At 62.1% G+C, this 17,103-nt stretch carries 18 protein-coding genes; 8 read left to right on the forward strand and 10 right to left on the reverse strand.

The window, feature by feature from the left end:
• Positions 1 to 115: 115 nt before the first annotated feature.
• Complete coding sequence (locus ACF8E5_RS19330) at positions 116 to 481, reverse strand: PilZ domain-containing protein (protein ID WP_058637215.1); 366 nt, start codon at positions 479 to 481, stop codon at positions 116 to 118.
• Between the two features lie 390 nt (positions 482 to 871).
• Here ACF8E5_RS19330 and ACF8E5_RS19335 point away from each other — a divergent pair, with 390 nt between their 5' ends.
• The 3 genes from ACF8E5_RS19335 (at position 872) to yjiA (ending at position 4,271) form a co-directional block, all read left to right on the forward strand.
• Entirely contained in the window at positions 872 to 2,938 is a 2,067-nt protein-coding gene (locus tag ACF8E5_RS19335) for a carbon starvation CstA family protein (protein WP_058637213.1), read from the forward strand.
• 13 nt (positions 2,939 to 2,951) lie between these two features.
• Positions 2,952 to 3,149: a YbdD/YjiX family protein gene (locus ACF8E5_RS19340; protein ID WP_023534469.1), complete on the forward strand. Its 198-nt coding sequence runs from the start codon at positions 2,952 to 2,954 to the stop codon at positions 3,147 to 3,149.
• A 144-nt stretch (positions 3,150 to 3,293) separates the two neighbouring features.
• Positions 3,294 to 4,271 (forward strand): GTPase, encoded by a 978-nt coding sequence (yjiA, locus tag ACF8E5_RS19345; protein WP_058637236.1) that lies wholly within the window; start codon positions 3,294 to 3,296, stop codon positions 4,269 to 4,271.
• Here yjiA and ACF8E5_RS19350 read toward each other — a convergent pair.
• Entirely contained in the window at positions 4,231 to 5,715 is a 1,485-nt protein-coding gene (locus ACF8E5_RS19350) for a methylenetetrahydrofolate reductase C-terminal domain-containing protein (protein ID WP_058637212.1), read from the reverse strand. The two genes, yjiA and ACF8E5_RS19350, sit on opposite strands and share 41 nt — an antisense overlap.
• Before the next feature lie 228 nt (positions 5,716 to 5,943).
• Between ACF8E5_RS19350 and ACF8E5_RS19355 the strand changes: the two genes are divergently transcribed.
• Positions 5,944 to 6,816 (forward strand): 5-methyltetrahydropteroyltriglutamate--homocysteine methyltransferase, encoded by an 873-nt coding sequence (locus ACF8E5_RS19355; RefSeq protein ID WP_392475720.1) that lies wholly within the window; start codon positions 5,944 to 5,946, stop codon positions 6,814 to 6,816.
• A gap of 66 nt (positions 6,817 to 6,882) precedes the next feature.
• Here ACF8E5_RS19355 and ACF8E5_RS19360 read toward each other — a convergent pair whose 3' ends face one another.
• Complete coding sequence (locus ACF8E5_RS19360) at positions 6,883 to 8,061, reverse strand: acetyl-CoA C-acetyltransferase (RefSeq protein ID WP_197843719.1); 1,179 nt, start codon at positions 8,059 to 8,061, stop codon at positions 6,883 to 6,885.
• A 286-nt stretch (positions 8,062 to 8,347) separates the two neighbouring features.
• On the opposite strand from ACF8E5_RS19360, the gene fabV reads away from it, so the two are divergent.
• Entirely contained in the window at positions 8,348 to 9,559 is a 1,212-nt protein-coding gene (gene fabV / locus ACF8E5_RS19365; protein ID WP_058604875.1) for an enoyl-ACP reductase FabV, read from the forward strand.
• A gap of 97 nt (positions 9,560 to 9,656) precedes the next feature.
• On the opposite strand, the gene ACF8E5_RS19370 is transcribed toward fabV, so the two are convergent.
• The 6 genes from ACF8E5_RS19370 to ACF8E5_RS19395 all read right to left on the reverse strand — a co-directional run bounded on the left by ACF8E5_RS19370 (position 9,657) and on the right by ACF8E5_RS19395 (position 12,903).
• Positions 9,657 to 9,998: a HopJ type III effector protein gene (locus ACF8E5_RS19370; RefSeq protein WP_058637210.1), complete on the reverse strand. Its 342-nt coding sequence runs from the start codon at positions 9,996 to 9,998 to the stop codon at positions 9,657 to 9,659.
• Positions 9,991 to 10,287 carry a DUF1244 domain-containing protein gene (locus ACF8E5_RS19375; RefSeq protein ID WP_058637209.1) on the reverse strand — a complete coding sequence of 99 codons (297 nt, stop codon included), beginning with the start codon at positions 10,285 to 10,287 and terminating at the stop codon, positions 9,991 to 9,993. Before ACF8E5_RS19375 ends, ACF8E5_RS19370 begins: the two co-directional genes overlap by 8 nt.
• 9 nt (positions 10,288 to 10,296) lie before the next feature.
• Positions 10,297 to 11,034 carry a dihydromonapterin reductase gene (gene folM / locus ACF8E5_RS19380; protein ID WP_058637208.1) on the reverse strand — a complete coding sequence of 246 codons (738 nt, stop codon included), beginning with the start codon at positions 11,032 to 11,034 and terminating at the stop codon, positions 10,297 to 10,299.
• 33 nt (positions 11,035 to 11,067) lie between these two features.
• On the reverse strand, positions 11,068 to 11,628 hold the full coding sequence (locus ACF8E5_RS19385; protein ID WP_078478012.1) for an antibiotic biosynthesis monooxygenase: 561 nt from the start codon (positions 11,626 to 11,628) through the stop codon (positions 11,068 to 11,070).
• A gap of 173 nt (positions 11,629 to 11,801) precedes the next feature.
• Complete coding sequence (locus ACF8E5_RS19390) at positions 11,802 to 12,419, reverse strand: PilZ domain-containing protein (protein WP_058637206.1); 618 nt, start codon at positions 12,417 to 12,419, stop codon at positions 11,802 to 11,804.
• Positions 12,420 to 12,474: 55 nt separating this feature from the next.
• Positions 12,475 to 12,903: a PAS domain S-box protein gene (locus tag ACF8E5_RS19395; protein ID WP_197843717.1), complete on the reverse strand. Its 429-nt coding sequence runs from the start codon at positions 12,901 to 12,903 to the stop codon at positions 12,475 to 12,477.
• Positions 12,904 to 13,014: 111 nt separating this feature from the next.
• Here ACF8E5_RS19395 and ACF8E5_RS19400 point away from each other — a divergent pair, with 111 nt between their 5' ends.
• Together ACF8E5_RS19400 and ACF8E5_RS19405 are read left to right on the forward strand one after the other, a co-directional pair.
• Entirely contained in the window at positions 13,015 to 13,470 is a 456-nt protein-coding gene (locus ACF8E5_RS19400) for a flavodoxin (protein WP_058637204.1), read from the forward strand.
• Between the two features lie 224 nt (positions 13,471 to 13,694).
• Positions 13,695 to 14,597 carry an alpha/beta fold hydrolase gene (locus ACF8E5_RS19405; RefSeq protein WP_058604882.1) on the forward strand — a complete coding sequence of 301 codons (903 nt, stop codon included), beginning with the start codon at positions 13,695 to 13,697 and terminating at the stop codon, positions 14,595 to 14,597.
• Positions 14,598 to 14,847: 250 nt separating this feature from the next.
• On the opposite strand, the gene ACF8E5_RS19410 is transcribed toward ACF8E5_RS19405, so the two are convergent.
• On the reverse strand, positions 14,848 to 15,630 hold the full coding sequence (locus ACF8E5_RS19410) for an IclR family transcriptional regulator (RefSeq protein ID WP_392475677.1): 783 nt from the start codon (positions 15,628 to 15,630) through the stop codon (positions 14,848 to 14,850).
• Between the two features lie 169 nt (positions 15,631 to 15,799).
• On the opposite strand from ACF8E5_RS19410, the gene hmgA reads away from it, so the two are divergent.
• The gene (gene hmgA, locus ACF8E5_RS19415) at positions 15,800 to 17,101 is read left to right on the forward strand and encodes a homogentisate 1,2-dioxygenase (protein WP_392475678.1); all 1,302 of its coding nucleotides are present in this window, start codon (positions 15,800 to 15,802) and stop codon (positions 17,099 to 17,101) included.
• Positions 17,102 to 17,103: the final 2 nt, after the last annotated feature.

The following is a 17,103-nucleotide window of genomic DNA, read 5'->3' on the forward strand; positions in this document are numbered from 1 at the left end:
ACCCAAAGCGCTTGTACGAGAGGGTGTATACAACGGTGCCTGAGACAGGCAGGAAGCTGTCTAGATGGACAGGAAAGGGGCGGTGGTCAGGCAGTTAGCCAGCTAATAGATCCTGTTATTCGATCAATTCACGCAGCTCACGCATCATTTCGGTGCTGTCGGCAATGTTCAGTTCCACAAGACGGTGCAGGTGGCTCATGGAGTCGATGTCGATGTACAGGCAAACGAAGCCCAGCCGCGTGAGTTCTTCATGGCGCAGTTCGACTTGCATCTTCACCCAGGTATCGGCGTCAAGTTGGATGACCGCCTCGTAGTTCTGGGTTGGGTCTGGGTTCCAGTCGGTCGGGCGCTCGACCAGAAGACCTTTTAGGGATAGATCGATGAGCCTGGCAGGCCAGCGCTGCTCGCCTTGGCGAAGTTCGGCAGGTGCGTCGAAATCGATGCGTTGGAAGCGGCGGCGCTCGGAATGTGGCGGGGTCATGGCGAGTCCTCATCTGATGTTCAGACTATAGACCAGCCATATGTACGTCATTGTTTGCCACCCAGGCTATTTGAAGAAGTCCAGGCCCACTGCCTGATGAAAAGCTTTATCGGTTCAAGCAATTTTCCAGAGGCCAAGTAGCACATGGTAGCCTTCGCGCTCCGGCAGTTGCAGGTTATGAACCATAGAATTACCACGCCACATCTCTGCCAGGAGCGCCAGTTGCCAAACCCAGCTGTAGGTTGAAGGGGCGCTGGCACCCGAGGATGAGCCCCGCACTAGAGCGGGTTCTGGCCTGTGGCATCTGGCGTAATTGGAGATGGTAAAGCCGGCAGGCAGGCCCTAGACTCAAAGGGCCATCCATTCCAACCTCTCAGCTGGAAGCCAACTATGAACAATAACAACAGCCTGCTACGCCACCTCCCGTGGCTGGTGCTGGCAGTCCTGGGAGCCTGCGCGCTGGGTGTCGTCGCCCTGCGCCGTGGCGAAGCGATCAATGCCTTGTGGATCGTGGTCGCGGCAGTGGCCATTTATCTGGTCGCCTACCGCTATTACAGTCTGTTCATCGCCACCAAAGTGATGCAACTCGATCCGCGCCGCGCCACCCCTGCGGTGCTCAACAATGACGGTCTGGACTATGTTCCAACCAACAAGCACATCCTCTTCGGCCACCACTTCGCGGCCATCGCTGGCGCAGGCCCCTTGGTCGGCCCGGTACTGGCGGCGCAGATGGGCTATCTGCCCGGCACCCTGTGGCTGATTGCCGGTGTGGTACTGGCCGGTGCCGTCCAGGACTTCATGGTCCTGTTCTTGTCCACACGCCGCAACGGCCGCTCGCTGGGCGACATGGTGCGCGAAGAGATGGGCCGCATTCCGGGCACCATCGCCCTGTTCGGCTGTTTCCTGATCATGATCATCATCCTCGCGGTGCTGGCGCTGATCGTGGTCAAGGCCCTGGCCGAGAGCCCCTGGGGCATGTTCACGGTGATGGCGACCATCCCGATCGCCATGTTCATGGGCGTCTACATGCGCTACATCCGCCCTGGCCGCATTGGTGAGATTTCCCTCATCGGCGTGGTGCTGCTGCTGGCTTCCATCTGGTTGGGTGGTCAGATTGCCGCGGATCCGGTTTGGGGCCCAGCCTTCACCTTCACCGGTGTTCAAATCACTTGGATGCTGGTGGGCTACGGCTTCGTCGCAGCCGTGCTGCCGGTCTGGCTGGTGTTGGCCCCGCGTGACTACCTGTCCACCTTCCTCAAGATCGGCACCATCGTGGGCCTTGCCATCGGCATCCTGATCATCGCCCCTGAGCTCAAGATGCCAGCGCTGACCCAGTTCACTGATGGCACCGGCCCGGTCTGGAAAGGCACGCTGTTCCCGTTCCTGTTCATCACCATCGCCTGTGGCGCGGTCTCTGGGTTCCATGCCCTGATCTCGTCGGGCACCACGCCCAAGCTGCTGGACAACGAAACCAACGCCCGCTACATCGGCTACGGCGGCATGCTGATGGAATCGTTCGTGGCGATCATGGCCATGGTCGCGGCCTCGGTGATCGAGCCGGGCGTGTATTTCGCCATGAACAGCCCGGCTGCCGTGGTCGGTGCAGACGCGGTTTCGGTGGCGCAGACGGTCAGCAGCTGGGGCTTCTTGATCACGCCCGAGCAGCTTGAGGCGGTTGCCCGTGACATCGGCGAGCACACCATTCTGGCCCGCGCCGGCGGTGCGCCGACATTGGCCGTGGGTATCGCGCAGATTCTTCACCAAGTGCTGCCTGGCGAGAACACCATGGCGTTCTGGTATCACTTCGCCATTTTGTTCGAGGCCTTGTTCATCCTCACCGCCGTGGACGCCGGTACCCGTGCCGGGCGCTTCATGCTGCAGGACCTGCTGGGCAGTTTCGTGCCGGCGCTCAAGCGCACCGAATCGTGGGGCGCGAACCTGCTGGCCACCGCAGGTTGCGTCGCCATGTGGGGCTACTTGCTCTACCAAGGCGTGATCGATCCGCTCGGGGGTATCAACACGCTGTGGCCGCTGTTCGGCATCTCCAACCAGATGCTGGCCGGTATTGCGTTGATGCTGGGCACCGTGGTGCTGATCAAGATGAAGCGCCAGCGCTACATCTGGGTCACGCTGCTGCCAGCCACCTGGTTGCTGATCTGCACCACGGCGGCCGGCCTGATCAAGCTGTTCGATCCCAACCCGGCCGTGGGCTTCCTGGCCTTGGCCAAGAAATACAGCACCGCACTGGACGCTGGTCAGGTGCTGGCACCGGCCAAGGACATCGGGCAGATGCAGCACGTGATCTACAACGCCTACACCAACGCCGGGCTGACCATCCTGTTCCTGCTGGTGGTATTCAGCATTCTGTTCTTCGCGATCAAGGTGGGTTACGCCGCCTGGGGTCGCAAAGAGCGGACCGACAAGGAAACCCCGTTCCAGGCTCTGCCTGACGCTTGAGAGGACTGCTGCGATGTTCAATGACCTGGGTCGGCTGGGCAAATACCTGGGGCAGGCTGCACGCCTGATGGTGGGCATGCCTGACTACGACAATTACGTCGAACACATGAACAAGACGCATCCGGACAAACCGGTCATGACGTACGAAGCGTTCTTCCGAGAGCGCCAGGAAGCACGTTATGGTGGCAAGTCCGGGCCAAAGTGCTGTTAAGCCCAAAGCGTTAAGCTGTACCGGCCCCATCGTCGGCAGCCTGTGGTCATCGACAAGCCCGCTCCTCTTGGGGGCAGGTGCTGGTGATGAGCGCAGGCCTGTCGCGGTGGGGCCTGTGTTTTTTCCGAACAGGAGATGTTCTGCGTGCAGACCCCGATTCCCGTAACCGTACTGACCGGCTTTCTCGGTGCCGGCAAGACCACGCTGCTCAAGCACATGCTCAAGGCCGAGCACGGCCTGCGGCTGGCCGTGATCGAAAACGAGTTCAGCGAAGCAGGCATCGACAGCCAGTTGCTCGGCGACGAGCCGGTGCAGGTCATGACCCTGGCCAACGGCTGTGTGTGCTGCAGCATCCATGGCGACCTTACCCGTGCGCTGTTCCTGCTGCTGGAGCGGCTCGATGCTGGCGAAATTGCCTTTGATCGGCTGGTGATCGAGTGCACAGGGCTGGCCGACCCCGCGCCTGTGGCTCAAACGTTCTTCATCGACGAAGAGCTGCGCGAGCGGTACATCCTGGACGGCATCATCACCCTGGTCGACGCCGCTCACGCCGACGTCCACCTGACCCAGACCATCGCCCAGGCCCAGGTGGGCTTTGCCGATCGCCTGCTGCTGAGCAAGACCGACCTGGTGGAACCGGCCACCGTGCAAGCCTTGCGCGAGCGCCTGGCCCGCATCAATGGGCGGGCCGCCATGCATGTGGTCGAACAAGGCCGCATCGACTTGGGTGCACTGCTCGATGTACGCGGCTTCAACCTCAACCCGGACCTGGGCGCCAACCTCAAACCCACCCTGCGTCCAGTACTCAAAGCCGCCACCCCGGACCGTATCGCCACCTTGGTGTTGCGCACCGACAAGGCGCTGGACATCGACCGCCTCAGCGACTTCATGAATGGCCTGTTGGAAACCCATGGCACGCAACTGTTGCGTTACAAGGGCGTGCTCAATATCGCGGGCGAGGATCGCAAGCTGGTGTTTCAGGGCGTGCTCAAGCTCTACGGGTTCGACTGGGACGCTGAATGGGCTGAGGCCGAACCGCGCGAGAGCGTCATGGTGTTCATTGCCGATGATCTTCCCGAGGCTACGATTCGCGCCGGCTTCGAGGCGCTGACGGCCGAGTGACGGGCTGAACCTTTCCACCGAACCAACCCGGCCAGGAGCTTCGATGGCGGTTGTGCTGCTCCACGCAAGGGATCAAGCGCTGGGCCAGCACATCGGTTTGCCGCACCGCCTTGGCCGTGCGGTACTTGGCACTGTGGATGCACTCACGATCGCCAAACTCGCACCGGTTCAAGGTGGTACCGCCGCAGGGGCCGTTCGCCAGGCCCTTGGGGCAGGTCTCGGGGCAGGTGTACAGGGTGTCTTCCAGGCGGCAACGACCGCAGGTGTCGCAGCCAAGCAGTGGTCGCTTCACGGCCCGCTCCACGCTGTGCAGCACCTGGGCGCCCAGGCCTGTCGCCCACATCGGCTGGCGAACCGCCCACCCGAACAACTGACTCACCGGGTTGCGACGACTGAATAACAGGCCATGCATGCCATGCATGGCGTGGTAGCGGGCTTTCTGGGCAAACGAAGCCACGACACGCGACTCTCCCTCGCGCCATGCCGCCTGCGGTGGGTGAAACGTCACTGCCGGTAGGCTAGGCATTTGCCAGCTGGCCTGCCAGGCAGGCGCCCATTGCTCCAGCGTGGCCACTTGCGTCTGCCAGTGCGCAAGGCGTGCCTCCAAGGCAAGCAGCTGGCTGGGCTCATGGATGCCCGACAGATGCACGCCGGCGTAGCCCATCAGCTTAACCCCAATGACCTGCAGGGCCAGGCGGTCGATGCTGCGAGCCTGGGCAAAGGCCTTGGATTGCGCCGCCTCGGCTTCCAGCATTTGCCGCATCGACGGGGTGACGGTCACGCCTGCGACATGATCGAGCATGCCCGCACGGCCTTGGGTAAGGCTCATAAGACAAGCCAGCATAGGTTTAGGTGCGCGCTGGCGGCGCATCCAGTGCATGGCTTCCTGGTGCTTGGCAGCATCGAAACCTAGCTGCAGGATGAAAAAGTCGGCACCGGCTGCCAATTTCTTTTCAGCCTTCAGGTACTGAGCGGCGCCTTCTTCTTCACGGTATTTGAACGGGTTGAGCGCTGCGCCCAGCCACCAGTGCGGATAGGTTTGCCGGGCGATCTGCAGCGCTGCCACCGATTCCAGGTAGCGCACCGGGCGCTTGCCTGGGGTATGGCCTGGCAGGCGGTCCCCTGTCAGCATCAGCAACTGGTGCTGGCCCGCAGCATCCATGCGCCGCATCTGGGCGAGCAGGTGATGGCGCTCCCGGTCCTTGCCGGAAAAGTGGGGCAGGGCAGGTACCGGATGCTCAAAACAGGCCAAGGCATCCAGGGGTGACATGTCCAGCGGGCTGCTCACCCGGTCGCCAATGGCGAGTGTCATCGGCCAGCCACACAGCTGCCTGCGGGCCATTATGGCGTCCATCGCCGCAAAACGCTCTGCTGACGGCTTGGGGACGAACTCCATGACGCAAGCGAATTGCTGTTGTTGCAGGGCAGTTTTGAGCACGCTCATGACGGAACACCGAGTGTGGGCAGGCTGGCATTGTGCGCCAGCCCTGTGAATGGGTCATGCCCGGTTGCGCAGCGCATTGATCTGATCAAGACACGGCTAGGCGTCACGGGTGCGCCAGCGCGAGTAACATGAGGGAAACTTGAGTTGATCTCAAATTTATTGAGTTTGTTTCAAACGCTCATCGATCTGAAAATGCCCCCATCATTTCTGCACATTGGGGACATACACATGGCACTGGCGCATAACCTGGGCTTTCCACGCACTGGCAACGACCATGCGCTTCGCGCACGTCATTGGCAGATGCAGAAAGACGCCGGTATCGAGCTATTGCCTGTAGGCGATGTGGACTGGCAGGGCGGCGCAGCGCGCGACCCTCAGGCACCTGTGACGCGGCATTTCACCCTGCTTGCCGATCAGCTGCTACAGGAAGTGGCCCAGGCCAGCGCGCTGGGCCACACCGTCAAACCTGTTCTCGTCGGCCCCCTGACCTATTTGTGGCAAAGCGCGGCGCAAGACGGGCACAGCCTGGCGCTGGAATGTGTCGACGAACTGCTTCCGCACTATGACGCCGTCCTCAATCGCCTGGCCGAACAAGGCGTGCAGTGGGTGCAGATCGATGAGCCGATCCTTGCCCAGGCGCTGCCGCAGGACTGGAAGAACGCCTACGAGCGGGTTTACAACATCCTGCAGCGCGCTCCGTTGAAGAAGCTGATCGCGACGTGGGCTGGTGGCTTGCAGGGCAACCTTGGCCTGGCCGCGCACCTGCCGGTGGACGGCTTGCACATCGATCTGGTGAGCGACCCTGAGCAGTTGACGACCACCCTGGACCGCCTGCCTGCCTACAAAGTGCTGTCGTTGGGCCTGGTCGACCCAGAAAACGATGCCCAGCATGCCCTGGACAGCAAGTGGCACTGGCTGTGTGAAGCCAATGAGCGTCTGGGGGAGCGACTGTGGATCGGTACGGCGTGCTCACTGCTGCACAGCCCGCTGGGCGTCGCCGTGCAGGCCTGTGAGGAAGTGGTCCGGCTGGTCAGGGCGCTCAATGATCCGATCAAGGCCACGCCACCTGCGTTCCACGCCCTGCAGGTAGCCAACGCCTGATTGTGCATGGCAGATGCCGCCGCTAGGGCGTGCACGGCGGCGTCCAAATGCCCATGGCTCGGTTGATCAGCGCTCGATCGCCAGGGCCACGCCTTGCCCACCCCCGATACACAGCGTTGCCAGGCCTTTCTTGGCATCGCGCTTGATCATCTCGTGCAGCAGGGTGACCAGCACGCGGCACCCGGATGCACCGATGGGATGACCCAACGCAATCGCCCCGCCGTTCACGTTGACCCGCGAAGCATCCCACGCCAGCGCCTTGCCAACGGCCAGCGCCTGGGCCGCGAACGCCTCGTTGGCTTCGATCAGGTCCAGGTCGGCCAGTTGCCAGCCTGCTTTGCCCAGGCAGCGTTCAGTCGCCGAGACAGGGGCGATCCCCATCACGGCGGGGTCGACCCCAGCGCTGGCATAGGCCGCGATCCTGGCCAGCACGGGCAAGCCCAATGCCTGGGCCTTTGCAGCGTTCATCAGCAGCACTGCCGCGGCCCCATCGTTGAGCCCGGAGGCATTGCCTGCCGTCACACTGCCGTCCTTCTTGAAGGCAGGGCGCAGTTTGGCAAGGGATTGAGCCGTGGTGTCCGAACGTGGCTGTTCGTCCTGGGCGAAAACCTTGGGCTCGCCTTTTTTCTGTGGCAGCACGATCGGGGTGATTTCGGCCTCAAAGCGGCCAGCGGCGATGGCTGCCACCGCCTTGCGCTGCGACTCGGCCGCGAAGGCGTCCTGCTGTTCACGGCTCAGCGCGTACTCCTGCACCAGATTTTCAGCCGTGATGCCCATGTGGTAGTCGTTGAACGCGTCCCATAGGCCGTCGCTGATCATGCTGTCGATCAGCTGGCCATGGCCCATGCGCTGGCCGGTGCGGGCAGATGGCATTACATAAGGGGCAAGACTCATGTTTTCCTGACCGCCGGCGATCACCACCTCAGCGTCGCCGCAGCGAATAGCCTGGGCGCCCAGGTGCAGTGCCTTGAGACCGGAGCCGCAGACCTTGTTCAGGGTCAGGGCAGGCACGCTGAACGGCAGGCCTGCCTTGATCGCTGCCTGACGTGCAGGGTTTTGCCCGGCGCCGGCCGTGAGCACCTGGCCCATGATCACCTCGTCGACCTGAGCCGGCTCCAACCCGGTCTGCTCCAATAGACGCTTGATCACGGCTGCCCCCAGGTCGACGGCCGGGACGCCCGCCAGGGCGCCCTGGAAGCTACCGATGGCGGTGCGGGTCGCGGCGACGATCACCACTTCGTTCATGTTGTTGTTCTCCGTCTGAAGGTGAGGGCAACCAGCATCGGCGCATTTTGCTCATTTGTTAAGTTTGTTTTTATTGCCCATTGATAGGAAAACCGAATCAATACCTCGGCGCGGCAAGGGTGCGTCCGGGCCGCGTGCCGTGTCGCCAACCGGCCACCGATTTTGCATCGCTGCGCTCAACCCTTAAGATGTGTCGCCTAACCTGCGGGGTGAGTCTTACCCCTCAGTCCACTCTGAAAGCGCCCTGTGTGGCGTTTTCGTGCATAAACCAGACGAGGTACAGACATTGGCCATCATTCATCCTAAGGTCCGCGGTTTCATCTGCACCACGACTCACCCCAAGGGCTGCGAGCTCAACGTCCGTGACCAGATCGAAGCCACCCGCAAACTGGGCGTGCGCGAGGATGGTCCGAAGAAGGTGTTGGTCATCGGTGCTTCCAGTGGCTACGGCCTGGCCGCGCGCATCACTGCGGCCTTCGGTTTCAAGGCCGACACCCTGGGCGTGTTCTTCGAGAAGCCAGGCACCGAAACCAAGGCCGGCACCGCAGGCTGGTACAACGCGGCGGCGTTCGACAAGTTCGCCAAGGCCGAGGGCCTGTACAGCAAGTCGATCAACGGTGACGCTTTCTCCGACGAAGCGCGGGCCAAGGTTATCGAGCTGATCAAGAACGACATGGGCGGCAAGGTCGACCTGGTCATCTATTCGCTGGCCTCGCCGGTGCGCAAGCTGCCACAGACGGGCGAACTGGTGCGCTCGGCGCTCAAGCCCATCGGCCAGCCGTACAAGTCGACGGCCATCGACACCAACAAGGACGCCATCATCGAGGCCAGCATCGAGCCGGCCACCGAGCAGGAAATCGCCGACACCGTGACCGTCATGGGTGGCCAGGACTGGCAGCTGTGGATCGACGCCCTGGCCGGTGCCGATGTGCTGGCCGAAGGCGCTCGCACCGTCGCCTTCAGCTACATTGGCACCGAAATCACCTGGCCCATCTACTGGCACGGCGCCCTGGGCAAGGCCAAGCAGGACCTGGACGACACTGCCCTGCGCCTGGACCAGAAGCTGGCAGCTGAGGTCAAGGGCGGCGCCAATGTGGCCGTGCTCAAGTCGGTGGTGACCCAGGCCAGTTCGGCCATCCCGGTCATGCCGCTGTACCTGTCGATGGTGTTCAAGATCATGCAGGAGAAGGGTGTCCACGAAGGTACCCAGGATCAGCTCGATCGCATGTTCCGTGACCGTATGTATCGCACCGACGGCGCCCCGGCGCAGGTCGACGAAAAAGGCCGCCTGCGCCTGGACGACTGGGAACTGCGTGATGATGTGCAGGATGCCTGCAAGGCCATGTGGCCACAGGTGACCACCGAGAACCTGTTCGAGCTGACCGACTATGCCGGTTACAAGAAGCAGTTCCTGAACCTGTTCGGCTTCGAGCGCACGGACGTCGACTACGACGAAGATGTGGCGACCGACGTGCAGTTCGATTGCGTGCAGCTGTAACGCTCTGAGGTCAGGTTACTGGGGCTGCCAAGCAGCCCCAGTCTTCATGCTGCCGTGCGCGACTCCAGGGCGCAGACCGCTGGATGGACAACCCCCATCAAGCCTTGCGCGACAGTGGTAATGCCTCGAACTTGACGCCTGCCAGGCCGTACGCGATCAGCGCACGGATATTCCCATGGTCGTGGCCCTCGGGTGTGGCCTGCACATCTCGATAATGCTCGCCAAAGGCCAGCAGCGCCTCACGATCAGTCAATCCCTCTAGCAACGCCAGGCCCAAGGTCTTGCATGAACCTTCGTTCTGCCCGGCCGCGTTTTCGACGCCACCGTTGCTGAAGGCCTGGGGCTGATAGGCATAGTGTTCGGCAATGAATGCCAAGGTGTCGGCGAACACATGTTCACCACTGTCCAGGCTGGCGCGCAGGGTAGTCAGATCAGTCACGGGGTTTTCCTTGTTCGAATGCGGCCTGCTGCTGAGGGCTGGCCTCTTTTTGATACTGGGCCTTCCACTCGCCGTAAGGCATGCCGTAGACGGCTTCGCGGGCGTCATCCAGGCTCAGGTCCACCTGGCGCTCGTCAGCTGCCGCCTTGTACCACTTGGACAGGCAGTTACGGCAGAACCCGGACAGGTTCATCAGGTCGATGTTCTGCACGTCGGTGCGTGAGCGCAGGTGTTCCACGAGCCGGCGGAAAGCGGCGGCTTCCAGTTCGAGCTGTTGCTGTGGGGTCATGGGCTTCTCTCAAATGATGCGGTTTTTCAGGTGGCGGCCACCGTTGATGACCACTTGGCTGCCGGTGCTGTATTGGCTGGCAAGCAGGTACTTGACCGTCTCGATCAGCGGCCCGGCGCCCGGTTCGAATTCCAGCAGTGCCTTCTTCAGCGTCTGCTGGCGATAGGCTTCGTCGCCGCCCTCCTTGAGGATCAGCAGCCCAGGCAGAATACCGTTGACGTGTACCGTGGGTGCGTACTTTTCGGCAAACGACAACACCATGTTCTGCAACGCGGCCTTGGTGGCGGCGTAGCCGATGTGGCTCTTGCTGCCGCGTGAGGACGTTTCGTCGCAGACGTGGATGATGTCGGCCTTGTCGACCTTGGCCAAGAGCTCGCCCAGGGCCAGATTGAGATGATAGGGCGCTTCGACATGAAGGCGGAACATGGTGTCGAGGTTGGCCAGGTCATCGTCGAGCCACAGCGAAGCGTTGTGGATGACGGCGCGCAGGCCATCGTAATGGCTGTAGAGGTAGTCGATCAGTGCCTGGCGATCGGCCGCCTGGCACAAGTCTGCGGTGAACGGAATGATATTGGGGTGTGGCGATTGAGGCTGGACGCTGCGGCTGGCACTAACCACCGTATGGCCGGCCTGGGCCAGTTCCATGGCCAGGGCCAGCCCGACGCGTTGGCTGGCTCCGGTTATCAGGATAGGGCTGTTCATGTTCGGGGCGGTCAACTGTATGAGTCGAAGGTTGTCGCCCAGCATACCCCAACTGCCCAACGCGTGTGTGGCCTGCGCCTACCGGCTACGCCAGGCGTGTTCGCGTGCCGCCGCCCCCTGCAGCCAGCCCGCCAGCAGGTGCGTTGAAAGGGGGATGAACAGGTACACCATCAGGGGGGTGAGCGCCAGGGTGCTGACAAGCACGCGTGGCAACAGGTCCATGCCTGCCAGCCAGTGACCGAACAGCATGTTAAAGGCCAGTGACACCGGAAAGAATGCCAGCCAGATCGCCGTGGCCTGTTTCCAACGGGGTGGTTTACGCACCAAGGCAGTGCCGAACCAGTCATTTATGCCACTGACCCGTGCCTCCCTGGGGCGCTCGAACAGCCCGTTGCCGCGCTTGAGCCAGGCGCGCCGCGAGGCCGAATGTTCCCAGGCATGCAAGGTCGGCTCATCGCTGAAGCGGAAGATGATCTGGAATTCATCGCCGTCGCGCGGCGGTGCGAGAATCCCTGAGCCCAGGTAGCCGGGGAAATCGGTGGCCAGCTGTTCGCCCTCATGGAGCCAGGCCAGCAGTTCTTCATAGCGGCCATCGGCGGCGCGCCGCGACACCATCAAGGTGACGGGGGATCTAGACATCGTGTATCTCCTGACGACGAGGCTGGCGGGTAGCTGGCCCCTTGGCTGTGTCGGCCGGGGTGGTGGTCGACTCAGTTAGGCATGCAAGAAGTGGGCGCGGATTATGGCGTATCGACCGAGCGGGCGTAAGCCACCGCCGTGGGAGAACACGGTGCGTTCGTCGGGTGTCGTCTTCAGCCGGGCATTTGCGTATGCAACTCAGGGTGAGCAAGCCGGTGCTTGTGGAGGATAAAATCGCGCAGGCGTTCGATGTCTTCCTGGGCAGTGCCACTTAGGTCATAGGCGGCCTTGGAGCCGTCGATACGCCGGCCCAGCTTGCCGTGAAGCTCGATGGGGCAGACACCGTCCGGGGCGAATCGGAGCGTGAAGACATCAGGAGCGTCTAGCAGGTCGCGCACATGCACAAGCACACCTTTGACAGAGATATCGCACACCCAGAGCCCGCTCTCCTCACCGTGGGCGTCGAGCAATGCACAGGGCGGATCAAGGGTCAGCCGCCATGGGCGCAGCCTGGGGCCTATCTCGAAGATATCGGGCGCGCCCAGTTGCAATTGCAGCGTATGAAACTCGTCCTCGATCAGCTGAAGCGGAATGCTGATCTGCTGGTTGTCGACATGGGCCTGCAAGGTAACCTGCTCATGAGCGACCAGGCGCGTGAGCAGACCCTGAATGCGGCTGTCCCCATTGACCAGGAGGCTCGTCATGGCTTCGGTCATGTCAAACTGCGGGGAGTGCTGGACATCCTGGATATAGTCCAGCTCATCCTGGGTCAGAAGTGTGTCGGGGGGCATGTTGAAACTCGATGTGGAGGGTTCTACGGCCCGATTGACTCCAAAGCGCATTGGTTCACGCACCATCACCGGCTTTCTGACGAGCGCGCAGCTTAGCCAGTTCGCGTTCCGTTTCCACTTGCCGGGTAACGTCCCTCTGAATGCCGATGTAGCACAGGCGCTGGTCAGCCGCGTGCCTTAGCGGGGTAATGGACAGCTCGTTCCAGAAAGCGGTGCCGTCCTTGCGGTAGTTACGCAGCACTTCACGGCATGCCCGGCCCTCGGTCAGCGCTTTGCGGATGCGCGCGCGGCCCAATTGGTCACGGTCGTCCCCCTGCAGAAAGCGGCAGTCCTGGTACAGGATTTCATCCCGGCTGTAGCCGGTGAGACGCTCGAAAGCCGCGTTCACGTAGATGAGGATGGTGTCGTCGCCTTCCTGTTCAGCGACCACGATACCGTCGTCCGAGGCATCGACCATCGATTGCAGCAACTGCGCATTGATCATGTCTGGGTCATGCAGTGAAGGAATGAGGGCCGCGGGCGTTGCCACGGCCTTGTGCCAGCGCTGGGTGCTAGTATCCTACGATTTCACTCAGTATCGGAATCCTTTTCCCTGATGAAAGTCGTCATTATTTCCGGATCGGTGTACGGCACCGCCGAAGAAGTTGCCCGTCACGCCGAATCGCTGCTCAAGGCCGCTGGCCTGGAAGCCTGGCACGCCAACCGAGCCTCTTTGCAAGACTTGCAGGCGTTCGGCCCGCAGGCCGTACTGGCGGTGACCTCCACCACAGGCATGGGCGAGTTACCCGACAACCTCATGCCCCTCTACAGCGCCCTGCGCGACACCCTGCCGGCCGACTGGCGTGGCCTGCCGGGTGCAGTCATCGCCTTGGGCGACTCCAGTTATGGCGATACCTATTGCGGTGGCGGCGAACAGATGCGCGAACTGTTTGCCGAACTTGGCGTGCAGGAGGTGCTGCCCATGCTGCGGCTTGATGCCAGCGAAACCGTGACACCGGAAACCGATGCCGAGCCGTGGCTGGCTGAACTGGTGCAGGCACTGAGCGCCTGACGTTTTTGCAGGAAGGATACGCAGCCGGCAACCAGTCAGGCTGCGCCTACCGCTGGTGCAGGTGACTCGCTCAGTCATCAAGCTGGCTGGCAACGCAAGTTCAAGCGCCTCGGCCGCTGGCTAGACTGTGTCTCGCACAGAGAGCACATGCAAGTGCCGAGGTGACATGCAATGACAGCAGCCTTGCCTTATCGCGTCCACATCCCTTAACCCGGTGCCTTCCGATGCCCATGGCCGAAATTCCATTGTGCGTCTGGCGTACCCGGGGACAGAGTTTCACATTCCGGGGCCAGAGCATCCGCTACTGGACCGCAGGGCAAGGAACGCCCCTGCTTTTGCTACATGGTTTTCCTACAGGCAGCTGGGACTGGCATTACTTGTGGGGCCCTCTGGCCCAGCGCTATCGGGTGGTGGCCTGCGACATGCTGGGGTTCGGCGATTCGGCCAAGCCAGTTGATCACGCCTATAGCCTGATGGAGCAGGCCGACTTGCAGCAGGCCTTGCTGGCTCACCTGCAGATCGACCAGCCGGTGGATGTGCTGGCTCATGATTACGGAGGTAGCGTGGCCCAGGAGCTGCTGGCTCGGCATCATGAGCAGCGCGCCAATATCGCCAGCTGCGTCTTTCTCAACAGCGGCCTGTTTCCTGAAGGTTGTCGCATGCTGTTACTGCAGAAGCTGCTGCTAAGTCGCCTGGGCTGGCTGGTGGCGCGCTCGTTCAGCCGCGATGACCTGGTGCGTCACCTGACCCGTGTCTATGGGCCATGTACCCACCCGAGCGAAAGCGTGCTCGACGACTTCTGGAGCATGCTGGCTGCCAATCGCGGCACGCGCGTGCTGCACAGGCTTGCCGGCTACGTGCCTGAACGCTTGCAGCACCGTGATCGCTGGACGCAGGCGCTGCAGGGGGCGGTGCCGTTGCGTTTGATCGCCGGCGCAGTCGATCCCCTTTATGGCGCGCACATGGTCGAGCACTACCGTCGACACGTTCCGACCGCCGATGTCGTGCTGTTGCAGGGTATTGGCCACCATCCGCATACCGAGGCGCCGCAACAGGTGTTGCGTCATTACCTGGCGTTCAGGGAACCCGCCCAAGGGTTCGGCTCGCTCAAAGTGGCCAGGTTTTGACCCGATGACATGGCAACCGGGCTCCTGAGGACCAAACGGCAGGCAAAAAAAACCGCTGCCTTTCGCAGCGGTCAATCGAGACGTCAGATCAAGGAGCTTCAAAATCTACGTCGATACACCCGGCTGGCACCGTGAGCGGGGGGAGAGCCCTCGGTGCCAGCCAGTGATCCGATAATAAGCAATTGAATCGACTGGAAAAACCGCATACGGCGACATTCACCGTTACATACCAGGCAACAGTCTGCGGTGCTCAAGAGGCTGGGCAGTACCCCATGCGCCAGCTTGCCTCGCGCGTAGCAGCCAAAAGCCGCTGTGCCGCAGGGCCTTGTTCATCGGCATGAAACATCGACGTGGGCCCCACCACCGTCATCACCGCAGCGATCTGCCCCATGGCGTTGAAGATCGGCGCCGACAGCGCATCCACACCCGGCATCAGCAGCCCGTGGATATGGTGCAGACCGCGTTCACGTATACCTGCCAGCACCGTCTGATAATCCCCAGGCCCTTGCTTGAGCTGGGTCAGCTCGCGCGCCATCAAGTCCACGGTTTCCCGCTCAGGCAAATGGGCCGCGAACACCAGCCCGGTGGACGAGGTCAGCAGCGGCAATACCGAGCCAATCTGCGTCACCACGGTGACGGCGCGTACGGCCGGTTCGATGCTTACCACGGTCGCCCCCTGATTGCCCCACACCGCAATAAAGCAACTCTCGTTCAGTTCATCACGCAGCTGGGAGAGCGGCAGCGCGGCGACTTTCAGCACATCGATGCTGCCCAGCGCGGCCATGCCCACGCGCAAGGCTTCGCGCCCCAGGCCGTAATGATTGGTAGCCGCATTCTGTTCGGCGAACCCGCTGGCAATCAGAGCTTGCAGGTAACGATGCACCTTGCTCGCCGGCATCTGGACATGCTCTGCAAGCCTGGACAGTGACGTGGAGGGTGAGAGTTCGGCCAATGCCTTGAGGATGTCGGTGCCTACCTCGGCTGAGCGGACCTTCTGCTTGCCGTTGTCGGTAGGGGAGCTGGCTTTGGCCATCGGTAGGGTCATCCGCGAGTCATCGAGTCGCGCCTTTATAGCTTGACGCCTGGCGCAGAGCAAATTACGTTATTCGTAATCTGATTACGATAAAAACAATGCAGATGCGCCGCCGTTCCCTCGGGCAGCAGCAACTGCTCCCACAGGCCGCCCCGGCCCGGAGGCATCGATGAATCGCGACCCTGCACCTGACCTTCACTACCTCAGCGGTTTCGGCAACGAATTCACCAGCGAAGCGTTGCCAGGCGCCTTGCCGGTCGGGCAGAACTCGCCACAGAAACCCCCCTATGGGCTCTATGCCGAACTGCTCTCCGGCACGGCGTTCACCATGGCCCGTCATGAGCTGCGCCGCACCTGGATGTACCGCATCCGGCCGTCAGCCGCCCATCCGCGTTTCGAGCGCCTGGCGCGCCAGCCCCTGAACGAGGCGGGGGGCACGATCACGCCCAACCGCCTGCGCTGGAACCCGCAGCCCATCCCGCAAGCGCCAACCGACTTCATCGAGGGTTGGCTGCCCATGGCGGCCAATGGCCCTGCCAACGCGCCTGGCGGTGTGAGCATCTACATCTACAGCGCCAACCGCTCCATGGAGCGCGTGTTCTTCAACGCCGATGGCGAGCTGTTGCTGGTGCCTGAGCAAGGTCGGCTGCGCCTTGCCACCGAGCTGGGTGTGATGCAGGTGGGCCCGCTTGAAATTGCAGTGATTCCCCGCGGCATGAAGTTTCGTGTCGAACTGCTCGATGGCCATGCCCGTGGCTACCTGGCTGAAAACCACGGCGCGCCCCTGCGCCTGCCGGACCTGGGGCCTATTGGCAGCAATGGGCTGGCCAACCCCCGCGATTTCGAAACGCCGGTGGCCGCTTATGAACACACCACTGGGCCGGTGCAGCTGGTACAGAAGTTTCTGGGAGAGCACTGGGCGTGCGAGCTCCAGCATTCCCCATTGGACGTGGTGGCCTGGCACGGTAGCAACGTGCCTTACAAATACGACCTGCGTCGCTTCAATACCTTGGGCACAGTCAGCTTCGACCACCCGGACCCCTCGATTTTCACCGTGCTCACCTCACCGACCAGCGTGCATGGCCTTGCCAACATGGACTTCGTGATCTTCCCCCCGCGCTGGATGGTGGCCGAGAACACCTTCCGTCCTCCATGGTTCCACCGCAACCTGATGAACGAGTTCATGGGGCTGATCGACGGTGCCTACGATGCCAAGGCCGAAGGCTTCGTGCCCGGTGGCGCCTCCCTGCACAGCGTGATGAGTGCCCATGGCCCGGATGCCGAGACCTGTGACAGGGCCATCGCGGCAGAGCTTGCCCCGCACAAGATCGAGAACACCATGGCGTTCATGTTCGAGACCAGCCAGGTGCTGCGCCCGAGCCAGTACGCCATGTCCTGCCCGCAGTTGCAGGCCGACTACGACAGCTGCTGGGCCACCTTGCCCAGCACCTTCAACCCGAACCGGAGATAACC

Source organism: Pseudomonas sp. WSY_20 (genome assembly GCF_043104335.1).
GTDB classification, from domain to species: domain Bacteria; phylum Pseudomonadota; class Gammaproteobacteria; order Pseudomonadales; family Pseudomonadaceae; genus Aquipseudomonas; species Aquipseudomonas parafulva_B.

Coding starts and splice junctions, on each gene's coding strand:
- ACF8E5_RS19405 (WP_058604882.1), top strand. CDS start 13,695: ATGCCCATGGCCGAAATTCCATTGTGCGTCTGGCGTACCCGGGGACAG.
- hmgA (WP_392475678.1), top strand. CDS start 15,800: ATGAATCGCGACCCTGCACCTGACCTTCACTACCTCAGCGGTTTCGGC.
- ACF8E5_RS19390 (WP_058637206.1), bottom strand. CDS start 12,419: ATGCCCCCCGACACACTTCTGACCCAGGATGAGCTGGACTATATCCAG.
- ACF8E5_RS19350 (WP_058637212.1), bottom strand. CDS start 5,715: ATGAGCGTGCTCAAAACTGCCCTGCAACAACAGCAATTCGCTTGCGTC.
- ACF8E5_RS19395 (WP_197843717.1), bottom strand. CDS start 12,903: ATGATCAATGCGCAGTTGCTGCAATCGATGGTCGATGCCTCGGACGAC.
- ACF8E5_RS19335 (WP_058637213.1), top strand. CDS start 872: ATGAACAATAACAACAGCCTGCTACGCCACCTCCCGTGGCTGGTGCTG.
- folM (WP_058637208.1), bottom strand. CDS start 11,034: ATGCTGGGCGACAACCTTCGACTCATACAGTTGACCGCCCCGAACATG.
- ACF8E5_RS19330 (WP_058637215.1), bottom strand. CDS start 481: ATGACCCCGCCACATTCCGAGCGCCGCCGCTTCCAACGCATCGATTTC.
- ACF8E5_RS19340 (WP_023534469.1), top strand. CDS start 2,952: ATGTTCAATGACCTGGGTCGGCTGGGCAAATACCTGGGGCAGGCTGCA.
- ACF8E5_RS19400 (WP_058637204.1), top strand. CDS start 13,015: ATGAAAGTCGTCATTATTTCCGGATCGGTGTACGGCACCGCCGAAGAA.
- ACF8E5_RS19385 (WP_078478012.1), bottom strand. CDS start 11,628: ATGTCTAGATCCCCCGTCACCTTGATGGTGTCGCGGCGCGCCGCCGAT.
- ACF8E5_RS19410 (WP_392475677.1), bottom strand. CDS start 15,630: ATGGCCAAAGCCAGCTCCCCTACCGACAACGGCAAGCAGAAGGTCCGC.
- ACF8E5_RS19360 (WP_197843719.1), bottom strand. CDS start 8,061: ATGAACGAAGTGGTGATCGTCGCCGCGACCCGCACCGCCATCGGTAGC.
- ACF8E5_RS19375 (WP_058637209.1), bottom strand. CDS start 10,287: ATGACCCCACAGCAACAGCTCGAACTGGAAGCCGCCGCTTTCCGCCGG.
- ACF8E5_RS19355 (WP_392475720.1), top strand. CDS start 5,944: ATGGCACTGGCGCATAACCTGGGCTTTCCACGCACTGGCAACGACCAT.